Source organism: Myceligenerans pegani (genome assembly GCF_014892515.1).
Taxonomy (GTDB): Bacteria; Actinomycetota; Actinomycetes; order Actinomycetales; family Cellulomonadaceae; genus Myceligenerans; species Myceligenerans pegani.
On record NZ_JADBGR010000068.1, the window covers coordinates 32,137 to 58,202 of the forward strand.

Here is a 26,066-nt window from a genome sequence, read left to right on the forward strand (position 1 = left end):
CGAAGGTGCTCGTGCCGAAGCAGTACCTGTCGAGTGCCGCCCGGGATTCGACACCTTCACGGGCGGTTGGTTCCGTTGGCACGGTACTCATGCGTCGGCTGTTGGGACTTCGACCGGGCGGGTCGGTTCGGCCAAGCCCGTCCCGCACGCACCTCCTGAGCAGCCACCGCCCGCCGCGACTGCGCCGCCAGGTGTCTCCTCCGTGGCGGTGCGGGTCAGGATCGTCTGGAAGTAGGCGATCGACTTCTCCTTGCCCACCACCTTGTCGAACCGAAGTTCGCCGAGCTGGTCGCGGTAGTGGCGCCGCTTGGGATTATCGACGTCGAACTGCTTGCTGTCGCGGTAGCCAGTCAGGCGAGCGAAGGTGTCGCGCTTCTCGGACAGGCTCATGCCCCACAGCGTCGGCGGGTTCTTCTGACTGATGCAGATCGTCGTCATGCCGTTCGGGCTGATCCGCAGCTTCCAGCAGCCGCCGCACGGGTAGTTCCATGAGAACATCGCCAGCACCGCGACCTTCACACCGGTGTCGCCGATCTCGTAGTAGTTGTAGGACGGGTTGTCACCCTCGATCGACTCGCGCGGCACGGGCCTCAGTTCTCCGGCCTTGGCCAGCGCGGCGAGGATCGCCTCCTCATCGACGAACTGGTCCTTCCAGAACTGCTCGCCCTCGTCCCCGAGCTGGGCAGGGTTCGACGGGAAGAACTGGTTCAGTTTGATCGCCAGCTGCCCCGCATACCCCCGACGGTTGTTGACGTCCCGCGCGAACTCCACGAATGCTGGCAGCTCGTCGAGCGTGTCGCGCATCGTCACGCACGACAGCTTCGTCATCGTCGGCAGCAGTTCCACCGACCGTTCGATGCTCTTCAGCGTGTCGTCGTGGAATCCGCGCCGGGTGAGGAACAGGTTCTTCTGCTCGTCAAGTGTGTCGATACTGATGATCGCCCGCGTCAGGCCAGCGTCGACTGCGTCCTCAATGAACCGGTGCAGCCGATACCCGTTCGTCGTCACGATCTGCTGGGCGAGACCGATTTCCTTCCCCGCGCGCAGCATGTCGACGAAGTCCTTGCGCACGGTCGGCTCACCGCCGGTGTAGTGAACCCGGCTGATCCCGATGTCGTGCCCGGCCTGGAGCACCTCGATCGCCTCGTCCAGCGACGGCTGGACGATCACCCCCTGCGGCCCTTCCGGCAAGCAGTACCGGCAGCGGATGTTGCACCTCGACGTGATCCCGAACCGCAGGTTCCACTTGCGCATCCCGGGTGAGTACCGGTTGTCCATGACCTTCACGGGCATCTCCCACATTGTGCGATCGCTGACAGAACGCGCCGTCAGAACTGCTCACGACGCAGATAGCGCAGACGAACCACCCCGAAGTTCACAACATAGGGCACAGATGATGTCAAACTCTTTCTGGTCGGGCTGGATGGTTCGTACGTGATCATCCAACTCCGGCTAATCCGCCCGGTACAGTGCACGCCCGCCGCATCCTTGTGGCATCCGTGTCGCAACGAGGTGCTGACCGGCGGCGGAGCTGGGATTGGCCAACCGCTATTGCGCGACCTGCCGGCGTCGAATTGACGACAGGGATCGGACTCGCCGCGGCGTGCGGACCTCGCCCAAGAGGGTGCAGCGCACGCCGTGCTTCTCCAACTCGAACGCGAGCCGGATGTACGCCTCGGCCAGACGAGCCGACCCCGGCACCACCACGACGTCGGCGTGGCGGTGGCGAGCGGTCTCGGTGACCTGGCTAATGGTCAGACCGTCGCGGGCATCGTCGAGAACGTCCGCCAGAGCGAAGCCTTCTGCCTGCGCGTACGCGGTCACGGCCTCGCGCTGCTGCTGTGCTTGGGCATCGGTGTGCGCGGCGATGTAGCCGAGCACAACCGGACGCGGCCCGTTCACCCGTCGCTCCCGGCCAGCGCTCGCACGTGGCATTCCAGGCCTGAGACGGTGCCGGACCAGTCGGCGACGGTCGGTACCGCGAGGCGCTGGATGAAGGTCTCCGACAGGCCGAGGTCGCGGGCGATCGAGGCGCCCTCGGACAGGTGGACGGGTTCGATCGTGACGGTGCCGCCGCGCAGCAGGGTCAGGCGGGCGATGCGGTCCTCACCGAGCATCTCCACGATCTCGGTCAACGCAACGAACATCGCGTGCAGGGAGGGCGTTGGTGCAGGCGTCTTGGTGTTCGACACGGTTCACGCTCCAGAGTTCGGCGTCAGCCCACGAGCAACGATCAGCGGCGGGCCCTCGTACCGTCCCATCGGACCTGTCGCGCGGAGAACTCTGTAGCGCACACCCGACGCGATCGCTCCGCTTTCGTGTGCATCGCGCGGTGTGTCATCTCTGTAGCATCCTCTGCGCGGCCATCGCCAGATGCCCAATGGCGCCGTACGGTGGACGGGCATCAGAGATCGCAGCCGGAAACACCGCAGCCGGAACGGAGTGCCTCGATGGTCGGACGTCGCAGGTGGTTGGTCGAGCGGCGCGCGGCTGCGGGCCTCACACAGGAGGCCCTGGCTGCACGTGTTGAGGTCGAGCGCACCACGATCGCCCGTTGGGAGACTGGCGCCAACACGCCAGGGCTCTGGGTCCGTTCGCGTCTCGCCGTCGCGTTGGATCTGACGACCGAGCAGCTCGACGGCCTCCTCCGTGCCGAGCCGCAGGACGACGGCACCAATATTGTCGAGACGCTTCCCGAAATCCAGGAGCGTCAGGAGGCTGGCCGTCTTCTCGTCCTGGCCGCTGGTGCGACGATCGACCTGGAGGACGACGCCAGTTCCTCGTGGGCTGAGCCGGTCGACCGGCTGACGTCGCCTGCCCCAGGCCGGATCGGGATGACCGACGTCGAGCACATTCGAGCCCTGACGACGGCGATGCGGGCTGTCGATCACGCACACGGGGGTGGTGCGTGCCGGGATGCGATCGCCGCTCAGGTTCGCTGGACCCAGCAACTGCTGGCCGCCGACGCCACGGACGAGGTACGGCGTCACCTGCTGGTAGCGCTGGGTGATCTGCACAACCTTGCCGGTTGGGCGTCGTTCGATGTCGGCTTGTTCACCACGGCCCGGCGGCACTTCGCCCGAGCGCTTGAACTCGGTCGTCACGCCGGGGATGCCTCGCTGTCTGCGAACGTCCTGTACCGGCTCGGCAAGCTGCACCTGCATCGCGGTCTCAGCAAGGAAGCACTGCGGTTCTTCCAGTTCGGTCAGATGCTTGCACAAGGCGGGTGCGGCGTGACCGACGCGATCCTGTGGGCCAACGCCGCATGGGCGTACGCGTTCCTCGGGGACCGGACTCAGATGAACACGGCGCTTTCCGCGGCGACCGCCCTGTATGAGAGCGCCGACCACGACCGTGTCGAGTCCTGGGCGGCGTTCTTCGACCACACCGACCTGCATGCCTCGGCCGGTGTGGCACTGACGTCGCTGACCGATCCCGGAGAGGCCGATACGAATCGCGCGATCGAGCATCTCTCCGCCGCTGTGGCTCAGCGTGGGCCCGACATGGCACGCAGCCGATCCTTCGAACACACGGCCCTGGCCGTCGCTCACCTGCGCGTCGGTGCGATCGAGGAGGGCATAGCCTTTGGTCACGAGGCGATCGACGAGGCCACTGCCGTGCGTTCGGTGCGGACCGTCGAGAAGCTCGAGCCCTTGCGCGCGGAGGCGGCTCGTCTGACGACGCGCTCGGGTGCCACCGATCTCGCCCACCGCATCAGCACACTGCAACCCACGGCCTGAAGGACGATGAGCACTAACTCCACTGCCACTCCCACCACCGAGCACATCCCCGGTGACACCGACTGGCCCTACGCGGTTCTCGCCGCTACCTGCGAGCGCATCGGCGCGAGCCCCGAGGATGCACGGCTGATCAAGTTCACGAACAACGCGGTCTTCGCCCTGGCTCGCGACCCGTTCGTGGTCCGGATCGCCGGGTCGAGCGCGATCGAGAAGCGCGTGAACAAGGTCGTCTCGGTCGCGAACTGGCTCGCGAGGCATGACATGCCGACGGTGCGGCTCGTCGAGGGCATCGAGCAGCCGATGACGGTGGACGGGCGTCTGGTGACGGTGTGGCACAAGGTGGCCGACGTCGGACCCCAGCCGACCGGGCACGACCTGGGACGGATCGCCAAGCGCTTCCACGCCCTGCCCGACGCCCCAGGCTCCCTGCCGAAGTGGGATCAGCTGCATTCAACACGCACCCGCCTGGCAACCCAAGACGTCCTCACCGGCGACGAGCACGACTTCCTCGCCCAGACGGCCGACGAACTCGAAGCGGAACTGGCGGAGGTCGACTACCTGCTCGAGCCCGGGCCCATCCATGGCGACGTGTTCGCCGGCAACCTCATCCCCGGACCAGACTGGCCGGTGCTGTGCGACTTTGACTCCACCTGCCACGGACCGCGCGAATGGGATCTGACCCCAGCCGCCGTCGGACGCCTGCGATTCCACTACCCGGTCGACTACCACGGACAGCTCGCCGAGGCCTACGGCCTGGACATCACCACCTGGCCAGGCTTCACCGTCTTCCGCCGCATCCGCGAACTCCAGCTCGTGTGCAGCGTGCTACCCGTCCTGCGCTCCAGCCCCAGGATCCGCGACCAATGGCGCCACCGCTTCGAGACGTTCCGCGACGGCGACCTCGACGCCGTCTGGACCACCTACACCTGACAGCCGGCGCCGCAGCCGTGCCGGCGAGGCGTTGAGGGCGGTCGCCGACGACGACGTGACCGGAAGCATCGGCGATCGGGGCGTGGTTCCCATCCTCCGCGGGCTGATCGCGACCCGGGTCGCGGCTCCGGCCGGGGAATGAGCACCGGCCTGCAGCTCGACCGCATCGCCGAGGCGGTCCGGTCCTACCACGTCGAGATCCGAGTCATCCCCTCGACCTACCGACCGGACTCATCTCGCACGTTACGTTGCCCTGTTCGACGGCCTGGACCGGACCGCCGTCCCATCCACGACCCTGCAGGGCCAAGTCCGGCTGACCAGTGCACGGCGCGGCCTCACTCCATGTCTGCGGGATTCGCTCCCCCATGCCGCGCAACATTTGCCAGTGTGCGCTGCAGAATCTCGTCGAGTGTCACCCGGCCGGCAACGTAGTCCCGGGCACTCTGGATGTCCTCGGCATCGGGTTCCATGCCCTCCAGCCGTAGGCTCACAAAGGTTTCGAGCACGCTCTCGCGCCGCTCCGCCTCCGCCGTGGGCGCGTCGTCGGCTCTGCGAGGTGCTCGATGTCTCGCCGGACGAGCTGAGCGTGCTCCTGGACGGCGTCGATACCCCGCCGATTCGCGTGATGCAGGTGGAGCGCACAGACGCCGATCCCGGGCCCGAAGGCCAGCTCCGCGCCGTCGAGGTCCCATAACCATCTGGCCCGATCAGGCACTTTAGAGGCATCTGACGCGGATCACGGCTCACCGGGCGTGTCGCCGTGACCGGTCCCGTAGCCTCGCCACGTGGATGAGACGTCAAAGGACGACAAGACGATGCGGTTGGACATGTTGGATCGCTTGGTGGCGATGCGCGGCTACCCGTTGGCCGAGGAGGTCGCCAACGCGATGCGTGTTGTGCCGCGTCACGTGTTCGTGCCGCAGGCGCCCCTGGGCGAGGCGTACGGCCTGGGAGCCGTGATCACCCACCGGGACGCCCAGAATGTGCCGATCAGCTCGGCGTCCGCATCGGGCACGGTCGCGGGCATGCTGGAGCAGGCCCAGGTCCAGCCCGGTCACCACGTCCTGGAGATCGGTGCGGGAACGGGATACAACGCGGCCCTGCTGGCGCACCTTGCCGGTCCGTCCGGTTCCGTGACGACGATCGAGTTCGCACCGGACGTGGCGGAGGCGGCCCGGGAACATCTCGTCACCTACGGCGCCGACCAGGTGCGCGTCGTGACCGGCGACGGAACCATCGGGCATCCGGACCAGGCTGCCTTCGACCGGATCCTGGTGACGGCGGGCGCGTGGGATGTCGCGCCGGCCTGGGTGAACCAGCTCGCCCCGGGAGGACGGATCATCCTGCCGCTGAGGCTGCGCGGCTTGACCCGGGTGGTGGCGTTCGAGCGGGACGGGGATCGGCTACGCAGCGTATCGGTCGCTGAGGACGGCTTCATCCCGATGAAGGGCATCGGCGCGATACCCGAGAAGAACGTTCCCCTGGGCCAGGGACCGGACATCACCCTGCGCATCGACGACAACCAGCCGGTCGCCTCCGCGCTCTCGACTGCCCTGGACGAACAGCCCGTGTTCGAGTGGACCGCCATCGAGTCTCCGTGGGCGTGGACCCCTGACCAGGACTTCTGGCTCGCCACGCTGCCCGGGTTCTGCCGAGTGTTCGTCGATGCCGAGGCGGTGACCGCTGGACGGGTGCCACGTGCGAAGGATCCATGGGGAGCGTGGGGCGTGCAGGTCGGCGGCTCGGTCGCGTACCTGACAGCGCAACGGGTCGGCGGTACGGACGAGATGCCCATGCTCCAGGTAGGAGCATGTGGATTCGGCCCGCAGGGCGCCGACCTGGCCAGGCAGCTCACCGACCGTGCACGGGCCTGGCTCGACGAGACGGCCGGCGACGTCGATATCACGATCGAGGCCCGTCCCGCTTCCGAGGCATCTGCCTCCGATGAGGCTGCGGCACTGCTGATCGCCAGGAAGACGGATCACGAGTTCGTCGTCACGGCCGCCCGCAAGCCGGAGGCCATGAGCGCGTAGCGACGACGGTAAAGGAGACCCGCACGCGCTTGGAGCCTGTGACCGCTACGAACTCGTCAGGTTGCCCTGTTCGACGGCCTGGACCGGGGCGCAGCACACGGCTCGTAGACTGGGGTGATGAGCAAGGCTCCGCGTCCCGAGCCCGAGGTCCAGTCGATCACGTCGGTCCCCGAGTCGCTCGACGCCGACCAGGCGCGGCGCGCCAAGGTCTACCTCATCCAGATGGCGATCCGACTGGTCTGCTTCATCGCCGCGATCCTCTGCCTCACCATGGGGCCCGCCTGGCTGGGGTGGACGCTCGCCGTCGGCGCGGTCGTGCTGCCGTACACCGCCGTCGTCTTCGTCAACGCCGGGCCGAACCGCGCGCCGCGCGACGCCCAGGCCTACGTGCCCGAGGGTCCGGCCGCGCTCCCCGCGGCCGGTGACGGGCCCGACGACGCCGGGCGGCCGCCGTCGGGCACGAGGCACACCGTGATCGACGGCGACGCCCTGCTCGACGACGTGCGTGACGAGCCTCTGCACGACGAACCCCTGCGCGACGAACCCGTGGAGAAGAAGAACTGATGGACGTCCTGGGACTGGGCGGCGGGTCCGCCGCGACGCCGGACCCCGTCGGCGAGCTGATCTGCAGCGCGAAGGGTTGCCGGGCGGAGGCTGCCTGGGGCCTGCTGTGGAACAACCCGCGCCTGCACACCCCCGAACGCCGCAAGGTGTGGCTCGCCTGCGACGACCACCGCGAGCACCTGGAGCAGTTCCTGTCCGCGCGGAGCTTCTGGAAGCAGACCGTCCCGGTCGCCGAGTTGGACCGTCAGGAGAGCGCGTGAGCGCTGCCGGCCAGGCCCGTGCGCCCCGTACCACCAGGCAGTGGGTCGTCCTCGGCGTCGCCGCCGTGCTGCTGGCCACGCTGTGCCTGGTCGCGGGCCGCTGGCAGTGGGACCGCTACGAGGACCGCAGCGCGCAGATCGACCTGATCGAGGCGAACTGGTCGGCCGCGGCCGTGCCGGTAGAGGACGTGCTCGACGGCCCGGGCGCCGTCCTGCCCGACGACGCCGTCTGGCAGCCCGTCACCCTGACGGGCCGCTACGAGTCCGATGCGACGGTCCTGCTGCGCAACCGGCCCGTGCACTCCACGCCCGGCTACCACGTGCTCGTCCCGTTCGTCGCGGAGCACCCGGACGCGCCGGACGGGATCGTCGTGGTGATCGACCGCGGGTTCGTTCCCCTGGGCGCGGACGGCAGCGCGCCCGCCTCCGTGCCGGAGGCCCCGGCCGGGGAGGTCGAGGTGACGGCGTCGCTGCGCCTCGACGAGCCGCCGTCGTCCCGCGGTGCCCCCGAGGGGCAGGTCCAGGCGATCTCGACCGCCCAGGTCCTGGCCGCCGGCCCCGACGGCGCGGCCTGGGCCGACGGCCGCACGGTCGGTGCGTACGGGGCGCTCCGCGCCGAGGAGCCACGACCCGCGACGGCGCCCGTCGCGCTCCCCGCGCCCGACACCGATCCCGGGTCGCACCTGAGCTACGCGTTCCAGTGGGGCGTGTTCTCGGTCGGAGCGATCGCCGGCTACGTGCTGCTCTGGCGGCGCGAGCGCGGCGCGCTGCGGGGCGCTACGGTGTCGGCCGGGGACCTGCTCCTGGCCGCGCCCGACGTCGACGCCGCCACGGGCGGGACGACATCGCGCGCGCGCCGCCCGGCCCGGCCCGGCGCCCGGGGCCTCCTCTCGCGCCCCACCGCCGACTCCGACGACGAGGACGCCCTCATCGACTCCCAGCTCCGCTGACCTCATCGTCACTGACCTACTCTTGGGGCGATGCCCTTCACTCTGTCCCACCCTGCCGCCGTGCTGCCGTTCGTGCGCCGGCCCCTCAGCGCGGCCGGCCTGGTGGCCGGGGCGATCGCGCCGGACCTGCCCTACTTCGCCCGGGCACTGCCCGTTCCCGTGACCGCGCAGTCCTGGTACGAGCCGTATCTCAACGCGACCACCTCGCACGGCCTGACCGGCTCCCTGACGGTCGGCCTGCCCTACGCGATCCTGCTCGCCGCGGCCTGGTGGGCGGCCCGGCGCCCTGCCGCGGCCCTGCTCGTGGCAGGTCCGACGGCGGACGGCGCGGCCCCGCGCGATGATGCGGGCGGCGGGGGCGGGCTGCGTCCGGTGGCCGTCCGCGGCGGATGGATCCTGCTGTCGCTGCTGATCGGGATCGCCACGCACCTGCTCTGGGACTCGTTCACCCACGGTGACGGGTACGTCGTCACACACGTGGCGGCGCTCTCCGACCCGGCGATCGGCGGCCTGACCTGGGCGAGACTGCTCCAGCACGTGAGCACCGTGGCGGGCCTGGTGGTGCTCGCATGGTACCTGTGGCGCCGCCGGTCCGGCCTGCGGGTCCGGGCCGGTGCGGCCGTGACGGTCCTGGCGGTGGCCGCCGCAGGCGCCGTCGCCGGAGCGCTGCTGCAGTGGCGGAGTGCGGCCGGCGACCCGGCCGGTGTCTCCGTCGAGGTCCTCCTCCGGGCTGCCGCGGAGACCGCGGGCGTCACGCTGTTCGGGGCCGCCGCCGTCTACGTCGCCGCATGGTGGCTCGTCCACGCGAACCGCCACCAGCGACGTAACTCACTGCGCCGCCCCGCCTCGACTGCGTAGACTGGCCCGGCCCCGTTCGGCTCGGCCGCCATGGGCCCCGCACTCCCTGCGACCTCCGAAGGACCCTCATCCCGTGATCACCGCCCATGGCGTGGAGCTGCGCTTCGGCGCCCGCGCACTGCTGAACCCCGCGACGTTCCGGGTCGCGCCGGGCGACCGCATCGGGCTGGTGGGCCGCAACGGCGCCGGCAAGACCACGCTCACCAAGACCCTCGCGGGCGAGACCCTCCCAGCGGCGGGGCAGATCACCCGTGGCAGCGAGATCGGCTACCTGCCGCAGGACCCTCGCACGGGCGACCTCGACGTCGTGGCCATGAACCGCGTGCTGTCGGCACGCGACCTCGACAAGCTCATCGCCAGGATGCGCACCACCGAGGCCGAGATGGCCTCCGAGGACCCGGACGTGATGGCCCGCGCCCTGGAGCGCTACCCCAAGCTGGAGGCGCGCTTCCTCGCTGCGGGCGGATACGCCGCCGAGGCGGAGGCGCAGGTCATCACCGCGAACCTGGGCCTCGACGAGCGTGTGCTCGCGCAGCCGCTGCACACCCTCTCGGGTGGCCAGCGCCGCCGGATCGAACTGGCGCGCATCCTGTTCTCCGGCGTCGACACCCTGCTGCTCGACGAGCCCACCAACCACCTCGACGCCGACTCCATCGCCTGGCTGCGCGACTACCTGCGCACGTACAGCGGCGGCTTCATCGTCATCTCGCACGACGTCGACCTGCTGCGCGCCTGCGTCAACAAGGTGTTCCACCTGGACGCCAACCGCGGCGAGCTCGACCAGTACGCGATGGGCTGGGACAACTACCAGAAGCAGCGGGAGACGGACGAACGACGACGCCGGCGCGAGCGGGACAACGCCGAGAAGAAGGCCGCCGCGCTCATGTCCCAGGCGAACAAGATGCGCGCGAAGGCCACCAAGGCGACCGCCGCGCAGAACATGATCCGCCGCGCCGAGCAGATGCTGGACGGCGCGGAGGGCGTGCGGCAGGCGGACCGGGTCGCCAAGCTGCGGTTCCCGACGCCCGCGCCCTGCGGCAAGACGCCGATCACGGCGAGCGGGCTGTCCAAGTCCTACGGGTCGCTCGAGGTGTTCACGGGCGTGGACCTGGCGATCGACCGCGGGTCGCGCGTCGTCGTCCTCGGCCTGAACGGCGCGGGCAAGACGACGCTGCTCCGGCTGCTCGCCGGCGTCGAGAAGCCCGACTCGGGCACTGTCGACGCCGGTCACGGGCTCAAGCTCGGCTACTACGCCCAGGAGCACGACACCCTCGACATGGACGCGACCGTCGTCGAGAACCTGCGGCACGCCGCCCCGGACCTCACCGACACCCAGGTGCGCAACGTGCTCGGCTCGTTCCTCTTCTCGGGGGACGACGCCGACAAGCCCACCCGCGTCCTGTCCGGCGGCGAGAAGACCCGCCTCGCCCTCGCGACGCTCGTCGTCTCCAGCGCCAACGTGCTCCTGCTCGACGAGCCCACCAACAACCTCGACCCGGCCTCCCGCTCCGAGATCCTCGGCGCGCTGAAGACGTACGAGGGCGCCGTCGTCATGGTCACGCACGACGACGGCGCGGTCGACGCGCTCGAACCCGAGCGCGTCCTCCTCCTGCCGGACGGCGACGAGGACCTCTGGAACGAGAGCTACGCGGAGCTGGTGTCGCTCGCCTGATCAGGTGATGTGGTCGACCCGATGCCGATGCGGTCGCTCCCTCAGGAGACCGACCGCATCGGCATCCGGCCGACCACTCGACGCATCTCGCGCGGCCCGGCCGGTCGTCAGCGGGCCGAGAGCTCCCCGTCCTCCGCGACGCTCACCGGGATGGCGTCGCTCCACACGAACCGCGGTGCGGCGCTCGCCGGATCGAGCACCGTCATGACCCGGGCCGTGTAATCGCCCTCCGGGATCGGGGCCCCGGCGCCTTCCGCGGTGCGCCGGCAGGAGTTCATCGGGTACGAGTACGCGTAACCCCACCCGTCCCCGCCGGTCACCGGATCCAGCGTGGGACCGGGATACCCGTGCCCGACCAGCACGCCCTCGTCGAACAGGATGATCGTCGGAGGCGCGTACGGGAGGTCCGGGTCACGGTCGCCGTCCGTCAGCGTCACCGGGATCTGCCAGCGCCCGAGGATCGTCGTCACGGCGACGTCGTGCAGGTCGAACGTCCATCGCTCGTCGGCGGAGGACTCGGCCAGCACGGTCTCCTCGGACGCCAGGCAGCCGACGCCGGACCAGGTGAGCCAGTCCGGCTTGAACTCGTCCCAGTACACTTCCGGGTCCACCGACGGCCCGCCGCCGACCGGGCCGCCGGCCCCGTCGGCGGTCTCGAGCTCCACCGGCTCGCTGAGGTACAGGGCGGAGTCCGCCCCGTGCGCCCGCACGGCCACCCGGACCTCGAACCGCCCCGCCTCGCGCACGTGCTGGTACCGGTCCTCGTCCCAGGGTTCGTCGGCACCTTCCGTGGGCAGGCAGCCCGTGACCGGCTCCGCACGAACCGGCCCCCACCACTCCCCCATGTCGGCCTCGGCGATCCCGTAGTTCCCCTCGCTCGAGAAGTCCCAGCCCAGGTCCACCACCGTCCCGTCCTGCGACCAGACGAGGAACGGCTCCTGGACCGCGTCACCGATCGCCTCGCCGGAGATCGTGGCCGGGACCCACCAGCCTTCCCGCTCCCGGTAGGCGGCGGGCTCGCCTGCCATGTCGACCTGCAAACCGGCGACCCCCGTGGGCTCCGCGACGTCCTCCAGTTCCGCGACGGACATCCCGCAGTAGGCCCCGCTCCCCTCCCAGCCGTCGGGCACGTACCCGTCCTGGTACTCGACGGTCACCCCGTCCGGGATCTCGCCCTCGGCCCGGTCCGGGCCGGGGCTGACCACCGGCGGCGCGGTGCTCGGGTCGCCCGGCAGCGGCGCCGGCTCACCCTGGATCCACTCGGCGGCCTGCGATCCGGTCACCGCCAGCACGCCCGCCAGGGCGAGCGCGGCGGCGGTCCCGCCGGCCTTGGCGACGCGGCGACGCCGCACCCGGCCCCGCAGGGTCGGCAGCCCTTCGGCGAGCGCGGCCTGCCCCTCCGGGCGGACGCCCGCGCCGTGATCCCGCAGGAGGCCCGACAGCGCGGCGCCCTCGTCGGGTGTGGCCCACTCGTCGTTCGTGGTGGTGGCGCTCATCGTGCGCTCCCTCCTTCCAGGGCGGCGTTCGTGCTGATCGTGCTGATCCGTCGCGTGCCGGGCGCGGTCGCCCGTCCCGGACCGGTCTCGCCGTCCGGCCCGCCGCCGCTGCCGAGCAGCTCCCGCAGCACGGGCATCGCGGCGTGCAGATGCCGTTTCACCGTTCCTTCGGTGACGCCGAGCTCCGCCGCGATCTGCGGCACCGTCAGGTCCTCGTAGTAGCGCAGCACCACGCACGCCCGCCGCCGGGGTGTGAGCTGCTTCAGCGCGGCGCGCACGTCGGCGCGCGCGGCGGCCGGGACGTCCGCGCCCCGCACGCTCGCGTCCGCAGCCAGGAGATGGTGCACGCCGAACCACCTGCGCCGGCGGCGGTACCCGTCCAGGAAGAGGGTCATGATCGTGCGCCGCACGTAGCCCTCGACGTTCTCCACCGGCGAGCCCACGTCCAGCGTCGCCATCCCGCCCGTGCCCGCCTGCCGCGGCCGCCGGAACTTCGAGTACACCTTGACCAGGGCGTCCTGGACCAGGTCCTCGGCCTCGCGGCGGTCCCCGACCAGCATGTAGGCGTGACTCACCAGCGCCCCGCCCCGGTGGGTGACCAGTTCGGTCAGTTCGGCGTCCCACCCCGCCGTCATGGCCGGCTCCGCATGCTCATCACGTCTCCCGGGTCCCGGCGCGGGCCTCTCCCGCGCCTCCACCCGCCATGACGCTCCGCGGGGCCGGAACCGTTGACGCTACCGTGCCGGTTGCGAGGACGCCCCGGCTACAGATCCAGCTCCGACCGCTTGAACTTCTCCCGCAGGAACCGGCCGTGGTCGTCCAGGGCGTCCAGCGCGCGGGAGTACACCGCGTCGCGGATCCGGCCCGCCTCCTCGGCCAGCAGCTCGAGCTGTGCCACCAGCTCACGCTGCGGACTCGTGCCGCCCCGCACCTCGACGCGCACGCGTCGGGGCAGGTCGAGGTAGCGCCGCAGCGACGTCGGCAGGTAGTCCCCGACGATGGACTCGACGAGGTACCGCTGCTCCGGCGCCCCGGCGAGTTCGTCCCACCGGGCGACGATCTCGTCCAGGGCGACCAGCAGCCGGTCGGCGGGCTCCCGCGTCCCGGGTTCCAGTCGCGCGGCGGCTCGCCGGATCTTGGCGACGCCCTGTTCCACCTCCTGGGCCGGCGCTCCCGCACCCAGCGTGACCGTCAGTGGCGGTTCCCCCGGCATGACGAGCGCGCCCACGGCGTACGCCCCCGCCACCACCGCGAGCCAGAACTCGCCCAGTCCGACGGTGAGCTGCGCGGCGACCGCGCCGACGCCCAGTGCGGTCCCCGCGAGGTTCTTCCTCGAGCCCACGTACCGGCCCACAGGGCCGTCCATGAACTTACTGGTAGCCACGGATCTCCTGGAACGCTCCGGCGAGATCTCCGTTCAGCGCGTCGAACACCTGGCCGCCGCTCAACTCGGCGACGCGCGTCAGCTCGTCCACGTCGCCGTCGCCGAACAGCACGACGAACACCGGGATGCCCCGCGCGTCCGGTCCGAGCCCCGCGTAGTAGTACTCGAAGTCCGCCGCGTCCGAACCGTTGGCGTTCTCGCCGTCGGTCATGAGCACGATGGAGACGAACGTGTCGGGCCGTTCGGCGCGCTGCGCGACGGCGACCTCGTAGGCCTCCCGGAGCGAGTCGTAGATCGCCGTGCCACCCTCGGCGTGCAGGCCGTCCGTCACCGACCGGATCTCCTCCAGCGCCCCGCTCTTGTCCGTCTCCGGCACGTCCACCACGGTGGGCGCACCGGGCACGTCGTCGAACGGCAGCAACGTGATCCGCTCACGGACGCGGAACTGGTTGAAGGAGCCGGTCGTCGACGTGTCGGCCCCGGACAGGCCGGACAGCGACGCCTTGAGCGCGTCGATCCGCTCGCCCGCCATCGAGCCGGACGTGTCGAGCACGAACACCGACTGGGACGGTGCCCGGACCGTGTCGAGGTACGTGGAGATCAGCGCGTTGGCGACGTCGATCGTGCCCGGGAACGGTGTCTCGAACAGGACCTCGTCACCGAACACGCCGCCCGTGTCGACGCCCGGTACGGCGGGCCGGCGGTGCACCTCGCGCACGATCCGCTCCTGCACCTCGGGCGTGGTGAGCCAGTCGGTGAGCGCGTCGAACTTCTCCTTCTTCCCGGTCGCGCTCTGCAGCAGCGTGAGCGGGTAGTCGGAGGTGACGACCCCGTCCGACGGCGTCACGATCGTGGCGGGCGCCCCACCCAGCTCGAGGCCCATGAGCACGGACTCGTAGTTGATCAGGCCGTCGACCGTGTCCGGCTCCGAGACCACCTTCTCGGCCAGCCAGCCGGAGGACCCCGCCGTCAGCTTCTGCGCCGAGAAGAACTTCGTCATCTCCGGCGTGACCGACTCGATGTCGCGTTCCTGGAGCGCCGTCCCCGTCCCGGACAGCGCGGTCGCCACCGCGACCAGGGCGCTGAACCCGGAGTTCGACGCCGCCGGGTTCGTCATGCCGTACGTGAAGTCCCCCGCCGCGGCCGCCTCGGCCAGCTCGGCCCAGGTCGGCGGCTCGGCGTCCCAGCCGAGCCGCTCCGCGACGTCGGAGCGCAGTCCCAGCACGACCGGCGAGCTCATGATCCGGACGCTCTCCGAGATCTCCTGGCCCGCGCCGGGCAGCAGGGAGAGGTACCGGTTGTTGGGGAACCAGGTCGCGTCGTACCTCCCGGCGGCTCCACCGGACGCGACCAGTTCGGTTCCCTCCAGCGTGCCGGTGTACTCGAACACCACCTTCACGCCCGTCTCCTCGGCGGCGTCCTCCAGGATCGGGACCATGTCCTTGACCTCGCTGCCCGCGAGGATCCGGAGGGTGTCCGGGCCGTCCGGCAACGCGCCGTCGTCGGCCCCGGGGACGCAGCCGGCGAGGAACAACGTCGCGGAGACGACGGCGGCGATCCCCGCCGGGAGACTCCCTCGCCTCATGCCTGGCCCTCCGGCTTCGCCCGCTCGAGGTACGCCGACGCCTCGTCGAGGCGCTGCCGCAGGGCGGTCACGGTCTGCCCCATCGTCTCGACGGCCTTCGCCTTGTAGCCGTCGACGGCGTCGATGGTCTCGTAGATGTTCGTGAACGCCGTCTCCAGCGCCTGGACGCTCACGCTCGGGTTCGTGGCCTGCTCGGCCACCCGCGCCGAGTTCTGCTTCAGCATCTCGGAGGTCGCCACGATGATGTTCGACGTCGTGCTGCTGAGCGCGTCGATCTGGTCGAGGACGAGCTTCTGGTTCGCGAGCGCCTGCGCCACGATCACCGCGGTGCGCAGCGCGGAGACCGTGGTCGTCGTCGCGCGTTCGACGCCCTTGACGAGTTCGGCGTTGTTCTTGCGGACGACGTCGAGGGCCATGTACCCCTGGGCGGAGACCGCGAGCTGGGTGAGCAGGTCCTGGTGCTTCTGGCGGACCTCGAAGAGGACGTCGGAGGTGAACGCGTCGGCCTTCTCGGGGTCGACGGCGCGGATGCGCGCGATCTCGTCGACGAGCGCCGTGTCGAGCGCGGCGGTCAGGGTCGCGTACTCCTGCAGCTTGGTCATCGTCTCCCAGAGCCGCGCCTTCTCGCCCTCGACCGCGGCGTTGTCCTTGAGCAGGGTGTCGGAGCCGCTCTGCAGCGCGCGGATGATCCGGTCGAGCTGGCCCTGGGCGGAGACGTAGCGGGCGAAGTAGCTCTGGAGCTGCTTGCGGAACGGCAGCAGGTCGCGCAGGAACTTGCCGAAGCCGCCGTCGGCGGCCTTGGCCGGGTCGAGCTCCTCGACGGTGAGCCGGAGTTCCACGAGTGACGTGGCGACCCGGCGCTGCGGATCGGTCTCGGTGCCCCGGCCCTGGGCCGCTTCCAGCGCGGCCACGGGGCGTTCGAGCATGCGGCTGGTCACCGAGGCGGCGGCGCGGATGTCGTCGCGGCCCATGGCCGAGACGTCCTTGACCCTCGCGGCGAAGTCCGGGTCCCGCGGGTCGAGGCCCGTCAGCCCGCTGACGAACGTGCTCGCCCGTTCGGCGAGTTCGGCACGGCGCCCGGCCTCGAGCGGGACGACGGCCCCGGCCTGCTCGGGCTCGACCGGCGCGACGGCGGCCGGGGGTTCCAGTACCAGCGGCGCGGGCTCGGGGGAACTGCTGTCGTTCATCGTGGTCCTCCGGGGGTGCCGGCAGTGCGTCCGGTCATTGATCGGCGGTGGGGTGCTCGGTCGGCGCGGACGTGTCGTACCGCTCGGCGATCTCCTGGATCATTCCCTCGAGCGACTCGTAGGCGGGCGGTTCGACGACGTCGACGGGCGCGGGCGGGACGGGAACCCCGCTCTCCTCGAGGACGGAGGTGAACACGGCGGCGTCGTTCGGCCGGAAGCCGTACGCCGCCTCCAGGCGGGCCAGCGCGTCGTCGTCGGTCAGCAGCCTGCCGACCTGGTCGCCGGCGTCGGTCAGCGAGACCAGCGAGTGCTTGGACAGGATCGTCGGCGCGGGATAGAGCAGGACCATGTCGTCGGTGATCGCCGCCGCGGTGGCCTCGTTGAGCTGCCGGCCGAGGAACTGCGCCTCGTAGGCCATCACGAGCGGCTTGGAGCCGATGCCCTGGCTGAGGTAGTCCTCGAACGGCGACTCCGAGCTGTCCGCGGAGTAGCCCTGCTTGAGGAAGAGGGCGGACATCTCGTCCAGCACCTCGTCCTGCTGCCGCGCGCCGCTCACGATGTTGTCGCCGTTCGCCACGTACGAGGCGATGGCGAGGTACATCGCCGCGGAGTTGGAGGTGCGGATGTCGGTGCTGGAGATGAGGATCGAGCGCGAGCTCGGGTAGGCGTCGTCGGCGCCCTCCAGCTGGTTCCAGCGGGTGTCGTCCGCGACCAGCTCGAGGTAGGCGTGCATGTCGAGGGTCCACATCCCTGCGTCGGACCGCCTGGCGACGCCCGCCTCCTCGAGCAGTTCGGCGATCGGCTCGAAGCTGGCCACGACCATCGGCGAGTAGAACGGCGCGTGGACCGTCTCGGCGCCCGTCACCTCGCGCGCCTTGTCGGCGGCGGGGGCGGACGAGGGAAAGACGAAGTCGACGCCGTCCAGGTCGACGCTGGTGGCGATCTGCCGCGAGCCCGCCGTGGTGACGCGCACGTCCAGGCCGTGCCTCGCGAACTCCTCCCTGACGCGCGGGTCGTCGAAGAAGGGCTTCTTCTCCGAGCCGATCACGCCCGTGACGACCGTGAGGTCGCCGCCGCCCGCCGCGGGGCCGCCCGGGCCTGCCTGCATGCCACGACCGACGATGATCGCGACGACGATGCCGATCACGAGCACCGTCGCAAGAATCAGCCCAACGGTTCGCCTGGTGGTTGCCGCCATACCCCGCCCCGGATCGTGCCCGGACGTGGTCCGCCGGGCTGCGATCTCACCTTATTTCTGGGCACATGGGGACGGAAGGAAAGTATGGTTGCGCCACGGTGAATTCCGGGCAACCATCTGGTGCCTCTGACCGGGGAAGTCGCTCAGGTCAGTTTCTTCTCCAGGCAGTCCGTGAAGCGGCCGAGCATCGTGGTGGAGACCTCCTGGACCAGCCCGCGCCCGATGCTCGCGACCTTGCCGCCGATCTGGAGGTCCGTCGTGACCTCGACGTCGGTCGCCGGGCCGCCGTCCGCCCGGGCTGCCCCGGGACGGAGTGCGACGACGGCCTCCGCGCCCGCCGTGCCGTTGCCGCGCCTGTCCTTGCCGCGGGCGGAGAGCACCATGCGGCCCGACGAGCCGTCCTTCGCGAGCGACTTCTCCCGGAACTCGCCCTCGCCCCGGAACGTCAGCGAGATCGGGCCCAGCTTGATCTTCACGCCCCCGGTGAACGCGTCGCCGTCCACCGACGTGACCTCGGCGCCGGGAAAGCACTCCGCCACGGACTCGACGTCGTCGAACGCCGCGAACGTGGTGGCCACGTCCGCGGGCACGGTGAAGCGGTGGGTCAGTTCCATGGGCGCACTCCTCCGGGTGGCGTCACTGCGGGTGTCCCGCCGCCGCGAGCACGGCGCGCCGGGCGAGCACGGTCGCCAGGTGCCGCCGGTAGTCGGCGTCCCCGTTGAGGTCCGACGGCGGACTGGTGCCGTCGGCTGCGGCGGCGCAGGCCGCGCCCACCGCCTCGGGCGTCGGCGTCACTCCCGCGAGCGCCTCCTCGACGGCGCGCGCCCGCAGGGGTGTCGGCCCCATGTTGGTCAGGCCGATCCGCGCCTCGGAGATCGTCTTCCCGTCGGCCAGGTGGACGCAGGCCCCGACGGCGACGACGGGCCACTGCTGGGCGGTGCGCACGAACTTCTGGTAGCCGGCGCCCCAGCCGGGGTGGACGGGGAAGCGGATGGCGACGAGGAGTTCGTCGTCGCCGACGGCGGTCGTGAACAGGTCCTGGAAGAAGTCCGCGGCGGGCACGACGCGTTCGCCGGAGGGCCCGGCGATGACCATCTCGGCCTCGAGGGCGAGCGCGACGGCGCCGCAGTCCCCGGCCGGGTCGGCGTGGGCGAGGGATCCGCCGAGGGTCCCCCGGTGCCGGATCTGCGGGTCGCCCACCTCCGCGACGGCGTGGTGGAGCAGCGTGAGCTCCTGGCGGATCTCGTCGGAGGCGAGGATCTCGTGGTACGGGGTCATCGCGCCGATCTCGATGGCTCCTCCTCCCCCGGCGACGGCGCCTCCGCCGCCGATGTCGCGGATGCCGCGCAGGGAGTCGATGCGCCCGAGGTCGACGACGAGGTCGGGCGCGTTCAGCCGCATGCGCAGGACGGGCAGGAGCGACTGGCCGCCCGCGAGCACCTTGGCGTCGTCGGCCTGTGCGAGGAGCCGGAGGGCTTCGTCGACGCTGGTGGGCCGCGCGTAGTCGAACGCTGTGGGGATCATGCGGCGCTCCCTTCCTGGATGGCGTGCCAGACGCGCGCGGGTGTGCAGGGCATCCGGACGTCGTGCACGCCGTAGGGCCGCAGCGCGTCGACGACGGCGTTCACGACGGCGGGGGTGGACGCGATAGTGCCGGCCTCGCCGACGCCCTTGGCGCCGAGCGAGTTCGTGGTGGCGGGGGTGCTGCGGTGTGCGGCGTCGAAGCTGATGAGGTCGGCGGCGCTGGGTACGAGGTAGTCGGCGAGGGTGCCGGTGAGGAGGGTGCCGGCGTCGTCGTACACGGCCTCCTCCCAGAGGGCCTGGGCGATGCCCTGCACGAGCCCGCCGTGCACCTGCCCGGCGACGATGAGCGGGTTGATGACGGTGCCGACGTCGTCGACGCACACGTACTTGCGCAAGGAGACGGCGCCGGTCTCGGTGTCGACCTCGACGGCGCACAGGTGCGTGCCGTGGGGGAACGAGAAGTTCACGGGATCGAACGTGGCCTCGGCGTCGATGCTCGGTTCGATCCCCTCCGGGTAGTCGTGCGCGGCGAAGGCGGCGAGGGCGATCTCCTGAACGGTCTTGCCCTCGCCCGTGCCGGCCACGGTGAACTTCCCGTGGGCGAACTCGATGTCCTCCGGGGCCGCCTCGAGCAGGTGCGCGGCCCACGGCTTGGCCTTGGCCACGACCTTGTCGGCCGCGAGCGCGAGCGCCTCGCCACCGACGGTGAGCGACCGTGAGCCGTAGGTGTCGAGGCCGCGGGGGGCGACCTGCGTGTCGCCGTGCAGCACCTCGACGTCCTCGTAGGGGACGCCGAGCCGGTCGGCGACGATCTGGCTGAACGCGGTCTCGTGTCCCTGGCCGTGCGCGCTGGCGCCGGTGGTGACCTCGACCTTGCCGGTGGGGAGCATGCGGATCTCGGCGTGCTCCCAGCCGCCGGCGCCGTAGTTGAGGCTGCCGAGCACGCGGGAGGGGGCGAGTCCGCACATCTCGGTGAAGGTGGAGATGCCGATGCCGAGCTGCACGGGGTCGCGTTCCTCGCGTCGCCTGGCCTGTTCGGCACGGAGGTCCTCGTAGCCGAAGGCTTCGACGGCCTGGGCGGTGGCGGACTCGTAGTCGCCGGAGTCGTAGGTGAGCCCGGCGACGGTGGTGAACGGGAACTCGTCGTGGGTGATCCAGTTCTGGCGGCGGACCTCGAGGGGGTCGCGGCCGAGTTCGGCGGCGAGCTCGTCCATGAGCCGTTCGACGGCGAACGTGGCCTCGGGCCGTCCGGCGCCGCGGTAGGCGTCGGTCCAGGTCTTGTTGGTGAGGACGGTGCGGCAGTCGAACCGGTAGGCGGGGAACTTGTAGATGGCGTTGAACATGAAGGCGCCGAGGACGGGCACGCCGCCGCCGACGAGGGCGACGTAGGCGCCGAGGTCGGCGAGCAGTTCGACCTTGAGGCCGGTGACGGTGCCGTCCGTGGTCGCCGCGAGGGTCAGCTTCTGCCACTGGTCGCGGCCGTGGTGGGCGGCCAGGAGGGACTCGGAGCGGGTCTCGGTGTACTTGACGGGTTTGCCGAGGCGTCGCGCGACGGCGAAGGCCGCCCATTCCTCGGGCGTGGTCTGCAGCTTGCCGCCGAACCCGCCGCCGACGTCGGGCGCGATGACCCGGATCTTCGACTCGGGCACGCCGGTGGTGGCGGCCAGGAGGAAGCGGGTGATGTGCGGGATCTGGGTGGCGGACCACAGGGTGATCTGCTCGCCGGTCGGGTCGACGACGACGGAGCGGGGTTCCATGAACGCGGGGATGAGCCGCTGCTGGCGGTACTCGCGCTCGATGAGGATGCCGCCCGAGCGGGCGGCGGCGATGGCGTCCTCGACGTCGCCGCCCGTGCCGGCCTCGGCGGAGTCGAAGATCCACCGGGCGGAGTTGTTGGTGCCCAGGTCGGGGTGGGCGAGGGCGCCGCCGTTCTCGGGGGTCGCCGCGGCGGCGTCCTTGAGGTCGAGGGCGGCGGGCAGTTCCTCGTAGTCGACGTCGACCAGTTCGGCGGCGTCGACGGCCGCCGCGGCGCTGCGGGCGACGACGACGGCGACGATCTCGCCGGCGAACGCGACCCGGTCGACGGCGACCGGCTTGTGCTCGGGTGCGACCTGGTCGGTGGTGATGGGCCACGCGTTGGCGAGGACGCCCTGGGTGTCGGCGAGATCGGCGCCGGTGAGCACGGCGACGACGTTCGGGGACGCCTGGGCGTCTCGGGTGTCGATCCCGGTGATGCGCGCGTGCGCGTACGGGCTGCGCACCATGGCCAGGTGCAGGGTGCCGGGCGGCGCGATGTTGTCGGTCCAGCGGGTGCGGCCGGTGAGGAGGCGGTGGTCCTCCTTGCGGCGTCGGTCGCGCCCGATCTCGCCGTCGTGGGCGGCCTCGGCGGTGGGGGCCTCTTCGGTGGTGGTCATGCCGCGCCTCCGTCCGCTGCGGGTGCGGCCGTGGTGCCGGGGGTGCCCGCCGCGTGCTGCACGGCGCGCACGATGTTGTGGTAGCCGGTGCACCGGCAGAGGTTGCCCTCCAGGCCCTGGCGGATCTGTTCCTCGGTGGGCGCGGGGTTCTCGGCGAGGAGGTCCGCGGCCTGCATGATCATGCCCGGCGTGCAGAACCCGCACTGCAGGGCGTGGTACTCGTGGAACGCCTCCTGCACGGGATGCAGGGCGCCGTCGGTGGCGAGTCCCTCGACGGTGGTGACCTCGGCGCCGTCGGCCTGCACGGCCAGCACGTTGCACGACTTCACGCTGTGGCCGTCGAGGTGGACGGTGCAGGCGCCGCAACTGGCGGTGTCGCAGCCGATGACAGTTCCGGTCTTGCCGAGCCGCTCGCGCAGGTACTGCACGAGCAGGAGGCGGGGTTCGACGTCGTCGGACACCTTCGCGCCGTCGACGGTGAGCTCGATCCTGGTCATGGACGCTCCTCTGCCACTGCGTTGTGACGGTGTGACACGCATCACGGTACGCCCGGGCGACCGCGGTCCGCCACAGCTGGGCCGGGGAGGCGCCGCCCGGGCTCAGGCGAGCCGCAGCGTGCGTTCCACGGCCCCCGGCGAGTCGAGCGAGAAGGGCAGCGGCGCCGCGTCCCGGACGCCGGGCAGCGTGACCTCGTAGTCGCCGAGGAAGCCCGTCACGCGCACGCGGCCCTCGGCGTCCGTGCGCAGGGTGGTGGGTGCCAGCCACCACTCGCCCCTGACCAGGTCGCGGAGGCGGTCGTAGGCCGGCTTGGGCGAGCCGTCCGCGCGCAGGAGGCCGCCCGGCGCGTTCAGCCACATGCCGCGGTCGCTCAGCCCCCAGTAGGTGAACGCCTCCACGTCCGGGTGGGCCAGGAGCAGCCGGAGGTGCGCCTCCAGCTCCTCGGCCTGGCGGGCCTCGCCCTCGGCGGTGCTCGGCCACTCGTCGACCTGCCAGTCGTTGAGGTCCACGACGTGCTCCGGCATGAGTTCGCCCGACAGCAGTGTGGTCTCGGTGAAGTGGATCGGGATGCCGTAGCGGCCGAAGCGCTCCAGGACGTCGAGCGTCTTCTCCTCGCCCCACCATCCCTGGTGCATGTGGGACTGCAGGCCGAGGCGGTCGATCCGGATGCCCGCCTCCAGCACGGCCTCGAGGAGGCACTCGTACGCCGTCGACATGTCGAAATCGTTCAACAGGAGGGTCGCGGACGAGTTCGCCGCCCGCGCCTCCTCGAACGCGATCCGGATCGTCTCGACCCGTCCGCGGGCGCGGGCGAGCGGCGTGATCGCGTTGTCCTCGGCGGTGAAGACCGGCATGATCACGACCTCGTTGATCGCGTCCCACGTGTCGATCACGCCCGCCATGTCCGTGACGTCCCGCCGGATGCGCTCGCGTTGGAGCCGCTCCACCTCGGCCAGGCCGGCGGCGGTCACGCGGTCGCCACCCTCGCGGGCGACGTCGAGCAGCCATCCGGGCTGGACCGTGTGCCACACGAGCGGATGACCCTTGACGACGACACCGCGCACCGCGAACCACTCGGCGGCCCGGCGCAGGCGCGCGGTGCGCGGCACGCCCCGCTCCGGCTCGAACGTGCCCCAGTAGAACGGCAGCGTCGCCTGGTTGAAGACGTCCAGCCAGGCGTCCGCCAGGAGCTGGTCGTAGCCGGGGTCGCGCGAGTCGCCGTTCGCCAGGTCCACCAGGTCGAACCCGATGCAGCCGAACCAGAACGCGTGCCGGGTCTGGCGCACGACGACGTCCTGGCCGGCGAGGGCCGCGCCGTCCGGGCCGCGCAGCGTCAGGCGGACGTCCGCGCGGCGGTGCGCGAGCGAGGGATCGGGTCGGCGGGTCACGGGCGGCCGGAAGAGGGACGACGTCGTCATGGTGGGTACCTTAGAGGTCGCGCGACACCTTGGTGATGAATGCGCCCGTCCGTCGTCGTCAGGGACTCGCCCGAGCCGCCCCAGCGGGCCGAGACGATCTCGGCGGCGATGCTGATCGCCGTCTCCTCCGGGGTGCGGGCGCCCAGGTCGAGGCCGATCGGGCTGCGCAGGCGCGCCAGGGAGTCGTCGGGCACGCCGGTCTCGCGGAGCCGGGCGAGACGGTCATCGTGCGTGCGCCGCGAGCCCATCGCGCCGACGTAGGCCAGGTCGAGGCGCAGCGCCAGGTCCAGAACGGGCACGTCGAACTTCGGGTCGTGGGTCAGCACGCACACCACCGTCCGGGCGTCGATCCGGCCCGCGTCCGCCTCGGCGGCGAGATAGCGGTGCGGCCAGTCGGTCACCACCTCGTCCGCGTCCGGGAACCGCGTCGCGGTCGCGAACACCGGCCGGGCGTCGCACACCGTGACGCGGTAGCCGAGGAACGAGCCGACCCGCGCCGTCGCCGCCGCGAAGTCGATCGCGCCGAACACGAGCATCCGCGGGCGCGGTGCGAAGGACGAGACGAACACGCGGCAGCCCTCGCCGCGGCGCTCGCCGTCGGGTCCGTAGGTGAGGGTCTCGCTGAGGCCGCCGGCGAGCAGGCCGAGGGCGTCGTCGGTGACGGCGTCGTCCATGCGGGCCCCGGCGAGTGCGGGCCTCGCCGGGGCGGGAGACTCCGGGCGGACGACCAGGCGGCGGCCGACGACCGCCTCGTCCGGGTGCTCCACCACCGTGGCCACGGCGACCGGGCGTCCGGCGGCGATGTCGGCGGCGACCTCGTCCAGGTCGGGGAAGCCGGCGCGGTCCACCCGCTCCACGAACACGTCCAGGATGCCGCCGCAGGTCAGGCCGACGGCGAACGCGTCGTCGTCGGAGATGCCGTACCGCTCCAGCACCGGGCGGCCGGTCGTGGCGACCTCGCTCGCGAGGTCGAACACGGCACCCTCCACGCAGCCGCCGGAGACCGAGCCCACCGCGACGGGCGGCGCGCCCTCCGCCCCCGGCCCGACCAGCATGGCCGCTCCCGGCGGGCGGGGAGCGGAGCGGAACGTCGCCACGACCGTGCCCATCCCGACCGGGTGACCCTCCCGCCACCACGCCAGCAGTTGGTCCAGCACGTCACGCACGCGCGATCACCTCCAGCACCTCCTCGAACGTACCCAGCGAATGCCCCGCCAGGAAATGGTCCACGTACGGCAGCACCGCTACGATCCCCGACTGCACCGGCCGGTACCCGGCCTTGCCGCGATGCGGGTTCACCCACACCACGGCGTGGGCCAGCCGGTGCAGCCGGGCGGCGCGGTCGGCCAGGTCGGCCGGGTCGCCCCGCTCCCAGCCGTCGCTGCAGACCACGACGACCGCCCCGCGCAGCCGCGCGCCGTGCCGGTCCGTCAGCGTGGCGAGCGCCCCGGCGAGCCGCGTGCCGCCCGCCCAGTCCGGGACGAGGTCGCCGGCGCGGGCCAGCGCGCGCTCCGGGTCGGCGGTGCGCAGGGCGTCGGTGACGCGCGTCAGCCGGGTGCCGAGCGTGAACGCCTCCGCGCGGAACCGGGTCCCGGCGCGGCGTGCGCCCGCGGGGGCCGCCGACCGCACGACCGCGTGCGCCAGCCGCAGCAGCGCCTCCGCGTACGGGCGCATCGAGCCCGACACGTCCACGAGCAGCACGACGCGGCGCGGCGTCCGGGCCCGGCGGCGGCGCTCGATCCGGGCCGGTTCGCCCGCGCGGCGCAGGGAAGCACGCAGCGTGCGGTGCAGGTCAGGGCGGCCACGGTGCCACGGCACGGTGCGGGCGGCGCGGCGCAGCGGCGGGCGCGGCCGGAGGGCGGCGAGCTGTGCGGCCAGGACCCGCCGCTCCGCCTCGGTGAGGCCGGCGACGTCGCGATGGCGGAGAGTTTCGCGGTCGTCGGCGACCACCCCGTACTGAATGGGGTTCGGCAGGGTTTCGAATCCGTTCGAACGGTCCGCAAAGGTCTGCGCGGCCCTGTCGAACCCTCCTCCAGCAGCGGGGTGGGGGAGGTCCGTGTCCCGGGTGGCGTGGTCGTGGTGGGCGGGGCCGGCGGCCGTCCTGCCGCGGGGCACCGGCAGCCCCAGGGTCGAGGACCCGAACCAGGCGGCGAACACCTGGTCGAACCGGGCGAGATCCTCCGGGCCGCCGCAGAGCGTCGCCCGCCCGGCGCGATAGGTGGAGACGGCGCTTCCGGCGCCGAGCACGGCGGTGGCCTGCAGGAACGAGGTCGCGCGGTCGTGCGTCACGCCGACCCCGGCCGCCCGCAGTGCCCGCGTGAACCCGAGCAGCACCCGCTCGCCGTCGTCGGACAC

At 71.6% G+C, this 26,066-nt stretch carries 25 protein-coding genes; 8 read left to right on the plus strand and 17 right to left on the minus strand.

Going from position 1 to position 26,066, the window contains the following annotated elements; all coding sequences use genetic code 11:
- Positions 1 to 87: 87 nt before the first annotated feature.
- The 3 genes from IIE03_RS08400 to IIE03_RS08410 all read right to left on the minus strand — a co-directional run bounded on the left by IIE03_RS08400 (position 88) and on the right by IIE03_RS08410 (position 2,135).
- Positions 88 to 1,293 (minus strand): radical SAM protein, encoded by a 1,206-nt coding sequence (locus IIE03_RS08400; protein ID WP_192862301.1) that lies wholly within the window; start codon positions 1,291 to 1,293, stop codon positions 88 to 90.
- A 255-nt stretch (positions 1,294 to 1,548) separates the two neighbouring features.
- On the minus strand, positions 1,549 to 1,902 hold the full coding sequence (locus tag IIE03_RS08405; RefSeq protein WP_192862302.1) for a recombinase family protein: 354 nt from the start codon (positions 1,900 to 1,902) through the stop codon (positions 1,549 to 1,551).
- Positions 1,899 to 2,135 carry a hypothetical protein gene (locus IIE03_RS08410; RefSeq protein ID WP_192862303.1) on the minus strand — a complete coding sequence of 79 codons (237 nt, stop codon included), beginning with the start codon at positions 2,133 to 2,135 and terminating at the stop codon, positions 1,899 to 1,901. The genes IIE03_RS08405 and IIE03_RS08410 overlap by 4 nt, the downstream gene beginning before the upstream one ends.
- 315 nt (positions 2,136 to 2,450) lie before the next feature.
- Between IIE03_RS08410 and IIE03_RS08415 the strand changes: the two genes are divergently transcribed.
- Both IIE03_RS08415 and IIE03_RS08420 read left to right on the plus strand, forming a co-directional pair.
- Positions 2,451 to 3,740 carry a helix-turn-helix transcriptional regulator gene (locus IIE03_RS08415; RefSeq protein WP_192862304.1) on the plus strand — a complete coding sequence of 430 codons (1,290 nt, stop codon included), beginning with the start codon at positions 2,451 to 2,453 and terminating at the stop codon, positions 3,738 to 3,740.
- A gap of 6 nt (positions 3,741 to 3,746) precedes the next feature.
- Complete coding sequence (locus IIE03_RS08420) at positions 3,747 to 4,670, plus strand: phosphotransferase enzyme family protein (protein ID WP_192862305.1); 924 nt, start codon at positions 3,747 to 3,749, stop codon at positions 4,668 to 4,670.
- A 335-nt stretch (positions 4,671 to 5,005) separates the two neighbouring features.
- On the opposite strand, the gene IIE03_RS27000 is transcribed toward IIE03_RS08420, so the two are convergent.
- Entirely contained in the window at positions 5,006 to 5,368 is a 363-nt protein-coding gene (locus tag IIE03_RS27000) for an antitoxin VbhA family protein (RefSeq protein WP_408632838.1), read from the minus strand.
- A gap of 87 nt (positions 5,369 to 5,455) precedes the next feature.
- Between IIE03_RS27000 and fxlM the strand changes: the two genes are divergently transcribed.
- The 6 genes from fxlM to IIE03_RS08455 all read left to right on the plus strand — a co-directional run bounded on the left by fxlM (position 5,456) and on the right by IIE03_RS08455 (position 11,007).
- Entirely contained in the window at positions 5,456 to 6,703 is a 1,248-nt protein-coding gene (gene fxlM, locus IIE03_RS08430; RefSeq protein ID WP_192862307.1) for a methyltransferase, FxLD system, read from the plus strand.
- Positions 6,704 to 6,820: 117 nt separating this feature from the next.
- On the plus strand, positions 6,821 to 7,267 hold the full coding sequence (locus tag IIE03_RS08435) for a DUF3099 domain-containing protein (protein ID WP_192862308.1): 447 nt from the start codon (positions 6,821 to 6,823) through the stop codon (positions 7,265 to 7,267).
- A complete protein-coding gene (locus tag IIE03_RS08440) occupies positions 7,267 to 7,527 on the plus strand; it encodes a hypothetical protein (RefSeq protein ID WP_192862309.1) in 261 nt (86 codons plus the stop codon). The genes IIE03_RS08435 and IIE03_RS08440 overlap by 1 nt, the downstream gene beginning before the upstream one ends.
- The gene (locus IIE03_RS08445) at positions 7,524 to 8,477 is read left to right on the plus strand and encodes an SURF1 family cytochrome oxidase biogenesis protein (protein WP_192862310.1); all 954 of its coding nucleotides are present in this window, start codon (positions 7,524 to 7,526) and stop codon (positions 8,475 to 8,477) included. The genes IIE03_RS08440 and IIE03_RS08445 overlap by 4 nt, the downstream gene beginning before the upstream one ends.
- A gap of 30 nt (positions 8,478 to 8,507) precedes the next feature.
- Complete coding sequence (locus IIE03_RS08450) at positions 8,508 to 9,335, plus strand: DUF4184 family protein (protein WP_192862311.1); 828 nt, start codon at positions 8,508 to 8,510, stop codon at positions 9,333 to 9,335.
- A 73-nt stretch (positions 9,336 to 9,408) separates the two neighbouring features.
- Positions 9,409 to 11,007 (plus strand): ABC-F family ATP-binding cassette domain-containing protein, encoded by a 1,599-nt coding sequence (locus IIE03_RS08455; protein WP_192862312.1) that lies wholly within the window; start codon positions 9,409 to 9,411, stop codon positions 11,005 to 11,007.
- A gap of 107 nt (positions 11,008 to 11,114) precedes the next feature.
- Here the strand turns inward: IIE03_RS08455 and IIE03_RS08460 are convergent, their stop codons facing one another.
- The 13 genes from IIE03_RS08460 to IIE03_RS08520 form a co-directional block, all read right to left on the minus strand.
- Positions 11,115 to 12,503 carry a hypothetical protein gene (locus IIE03_RS08460; protein ID WP_192862313.1) on the minus strand — a complete coding sequence of 463 codons (1,389 nt, stop codon included), beginning with the start codon at positions 12,501 to 12,503 and terminating at the stop codon, positions 11,115 to 11,117.
- A complete protein-coding gene (locus tag IIE03_RS08465; protein WP_192862314.1) occupies positions 12,500 to 13,138 on the minus strand; it encodes a SigE family RNA polymerase sigma factor in 639 nt (212 codons plus the stop codon). Before IIE03_RS08465 ends, IIE03_RS08460 begins: the two co-directional genes overlap by 4 nt.
- A 128-nt stretch (positions 13,139 to 13,266) precedes the next feature.
- The gene (locus tag IIE03_RS08470; protein WP_192862315.1) at positions 13,267 to 13,887 is read right to left on the minus strand and encodes a hypothetical protein; all 621 of its coding nucleotides are present in this window, start codon (positions 13,885 to 13,887) and stop codon (positions 13,267 to 13,269) included.
- Positions 13,874 to 15,472 (minus strand): substrate-binding domain-containing protein, encoded by a 1,599-nt coding sequence (locus IIE03_RS08475; protein WP_192862316.1) that lies wholly within the window; start codon positions 15,470 to 15,472, stop codon positions 13,874 to 13,876. The genes IIE03_RS08470 and IIE03_RS08475 overlap by 14 nt, the downstream gene beginning before the upstream one ends.
- Positions 15,469 to 16,659: a toxic anion resistance protein gene (locus IIE03_RS08480; RefSeq protein ID WP_192862317.1), complete on the minus strand. Its 1,191-nt coding sequence runs from the start codon at positions 16,657 to 16,659 to the stop codon at positions 15,469 to 15,471. The genes IIE03_RS08475 and IIE03_RS08480 overlap by 4 nt, the downstream gene beginning before the upstream one ends.
- Before the next feature lie 34 nt (positions 16,660 to 16,693).
- Complete coding sequence (locus tag IIE03_RS08485) at positions 16,694 to 17,812, minus strand: hypothetical protein (protein ID WP_225997465.1); 1,119 nt, start codon at positions 17,810 to 17,812, stop codon at positions 16,694 to 16,696.
- A 188-nt stretch (positions 17,813 to 18,000) separates the two neighbouring features.
- On the minus strand, positions 18,001 to 18,471 hold the full coding sequence (locus IIE03_RS08490; RefSeq protein WP_192862319.1) for an SRPBCC family protein: 471 nt from the start codon (positions 18,469 to 18,471) through the stop codon (positions 18,001 to 18,003).
- A gap of 22 nt (positions 18,472 to 18,493) precedes the next feature.
- Positions 18,494 to 19,381: an FAD binding domain-containing protein gene (locus IIE03_RS08495; protein ID WP_192862320.1), complete on the minus strand. Its 888-nt coding sequence runs from the start codon at positions 19,379 to 19,381 to the stop codon at positions 18,494 to 18,496.
- A complete protein-coding gene (locus IIE03_RS08500) occupies positions 19,378 to 21,795 on the minus strand; it encodes a xanthine dehydrogenase family protein molybdopterin-binding subunit (protein ID WP_192862321.1) in 2,418 nt (805 codons plus the stop codon). The genes IIE03_RS08495 and IIE03_RS08500 overlap by 4 nt, the downstream gene beginning before the upstream one ends.
- Complete coding sequence (locus tag IIE03_RS08505) at positions 21,792 to 22,292, minus strand: (2Fe-2S)-binding protein (RefSeq protein ID WP_192862322.1); 501 nt, start codon at positions 22,290 to 22,292, stop codon at positions 21,792 to 21,794. Before IIE03_RS08505 ends, IIE03_RS08500 begins: the two co-directional genes overlap by 4 nt.
- Before the next feature lie 102 nt (positions 22,293 to 22,394).
- Positions 22,395 to 23,711, minus strand: coding sequence for an endo-1,4-beta-xylanase (locus IIE03_RS08510; protein WP_192862323.1), 1,317 nt, complete (start codon positions 23,709 to 23,711; stop codon positions 22,395 to 22,397).
- The gene (locus IIE03_RS08515; RefSeq protein ID WP_192862324.1) at positions 23,708 to 24,877 is read right to left on the minus strand and encodes an XdhC family protein; all 1,170 of its coding nucleotides are present in this window, start codon (positions 24,875 to 24,877) and stop codon (positions 23,708 to 23,710) included. The genes IIE03_RS08510 and IIE03_RS08515 overlap by 4 nt, the downstream gene beginning before the upstream one ends.
- Positions 24,870 to 26,066: a vWA domain-containing protein gene (locus tag IIE03_RS08520; RefSeq protein ID WP_192862325.1), complete on the minus strand. Its 1,197-nt coding sequence runs from the start codon at positions 26,064 to 26,066 to the stop codon at positions 24,870 to 24,872. Before IIE03_RS08520 ends, IIE03_RS08515 begins: the two co-directional genes overlap by 8 nt.

What these genes read in the sequence shown, in the direction of transcription:
- IIE03_RS08400 (WP_192862301.1), bottom strand. Translation starts at nt 1,293, where the DNA reads ATGCCCGTGAAGGTCATGGACAACCGGTACTCACCCGGGATGCGCAAG.
- IIE03_RS08415 (WP_192862304.1), top strand. Translation starts at nt 2,451, where the DNA reads ATGGTCGGACGTCGCAGGTGGTTGGTCGAGCGGCGCGCGGCTGCGGGC.
- IIE03_RS08420 (WP_192862305.1), top strand. Translation starts at nt 3,747, where the DNA reads ATGAGCACTAACTCCACTGCCACTCCCACCACCGAGCACATCCCCGGT.
- IIE03_RS27000 (WP_408632838.1), bottom strand. Translation starts at nt 5,368, where the DNA reads ATGGTTATGGGACCTCGACGGCGCGGAGCTGGCCTTCGGGCCCGGGAT.
- IIE03_RS08435 (WP_192862308.1), top strand. Translation starts at nt 6,821, where the DNA reads ATGAGCAAGGCTCCGCGTCCCGAGCCCGAGGTCCAGTCGATCACGTCG.
- IIE03_RS08440 (WP_192862309.1), top strand. Translation starts at nt 7,267, where the DNA reads ATGGACGTCCTGGGACTGGGCGGCGGGTCCGCCGCGACGCCGGACCCC.
- IIE03_RS08450 (WP_192862311.1), top strand. Translation starts at nt 8,508, where the DNA reads ATGCCCTTCACTCTGTCCCACCCTGCCGCCGTGCTGCCGTTCGTGCGC.
- IIE03_RS08460 (WP_192862313.1), bottom strand. Translation starts at nt 12,503, where the DNA reads ATGAGCGCCACCACCACGAACGACGAGTGGGCCACACCCGACGAGGGC.
- IIE03_RS08465 (WP_192862314.1), bottom strand. Translation starts at nt 13,138, where the DNA reads ATGACGGCGGGGTGGGACGCCGAACTGACCGAACTGGTCACCCACCGG.
- IIE03_RS08475 (WP_192862316.1), bottom strand. Translation starts at nt 15,472, where the DNA reads ATGAGGCGAGGGAGTCTCCCGGCGGGGATCGCCGCCGTCGTCTCCGCG.
- IIE03_RS08480 (WP_192862317.1), bottom strand. Translation starts at nt 16,659, where the DNA reads ATGAACGACAGCAGTTCCCCCGAGCCCGCGCCGCTGGTACTGGAACCC.
- IIE03_RS08490 (WP_192862319.1), bottom strand. Translation starts at nt 18,471, where the DNA reads ATGGAACTGACCCACCGCTTCACCGTGCCCGCGGACGTGGCCACCACG.
- IIE03_RS08495 (WP_192862320.1), bottom strand. Translation starts at nt 19,381, where the DNA reads ATGATCCCCACAGCGTTCGACTACGCGCGGCCCACCAGCGTCGACGAA.
- IIE03_RS08500 (WP_192862321.1), bottom strand. Translation starts at nt 21,795, where the DNA reads ATGACCACCACCGAAGAGGCCCCCACCGCCGAGGCCGCCCACGACGGC.
- IIE03_RS08505 (WP_192862322.1), bottom strand. Translation starts at nt 22,292, where the DNA reads ATGACCAGGATCGAGCTCACCGTCGACGGCGCGAAGGTGTCCGACGAC.
- IIE03_RS08510 (WP_192862323.1), bottom strand. Translation starts at nt 23,711, where the DNA reads ATGACGACGTCGTCCCTCTTCCGGCCGCCCGTGACCCGCCGACCCGAT.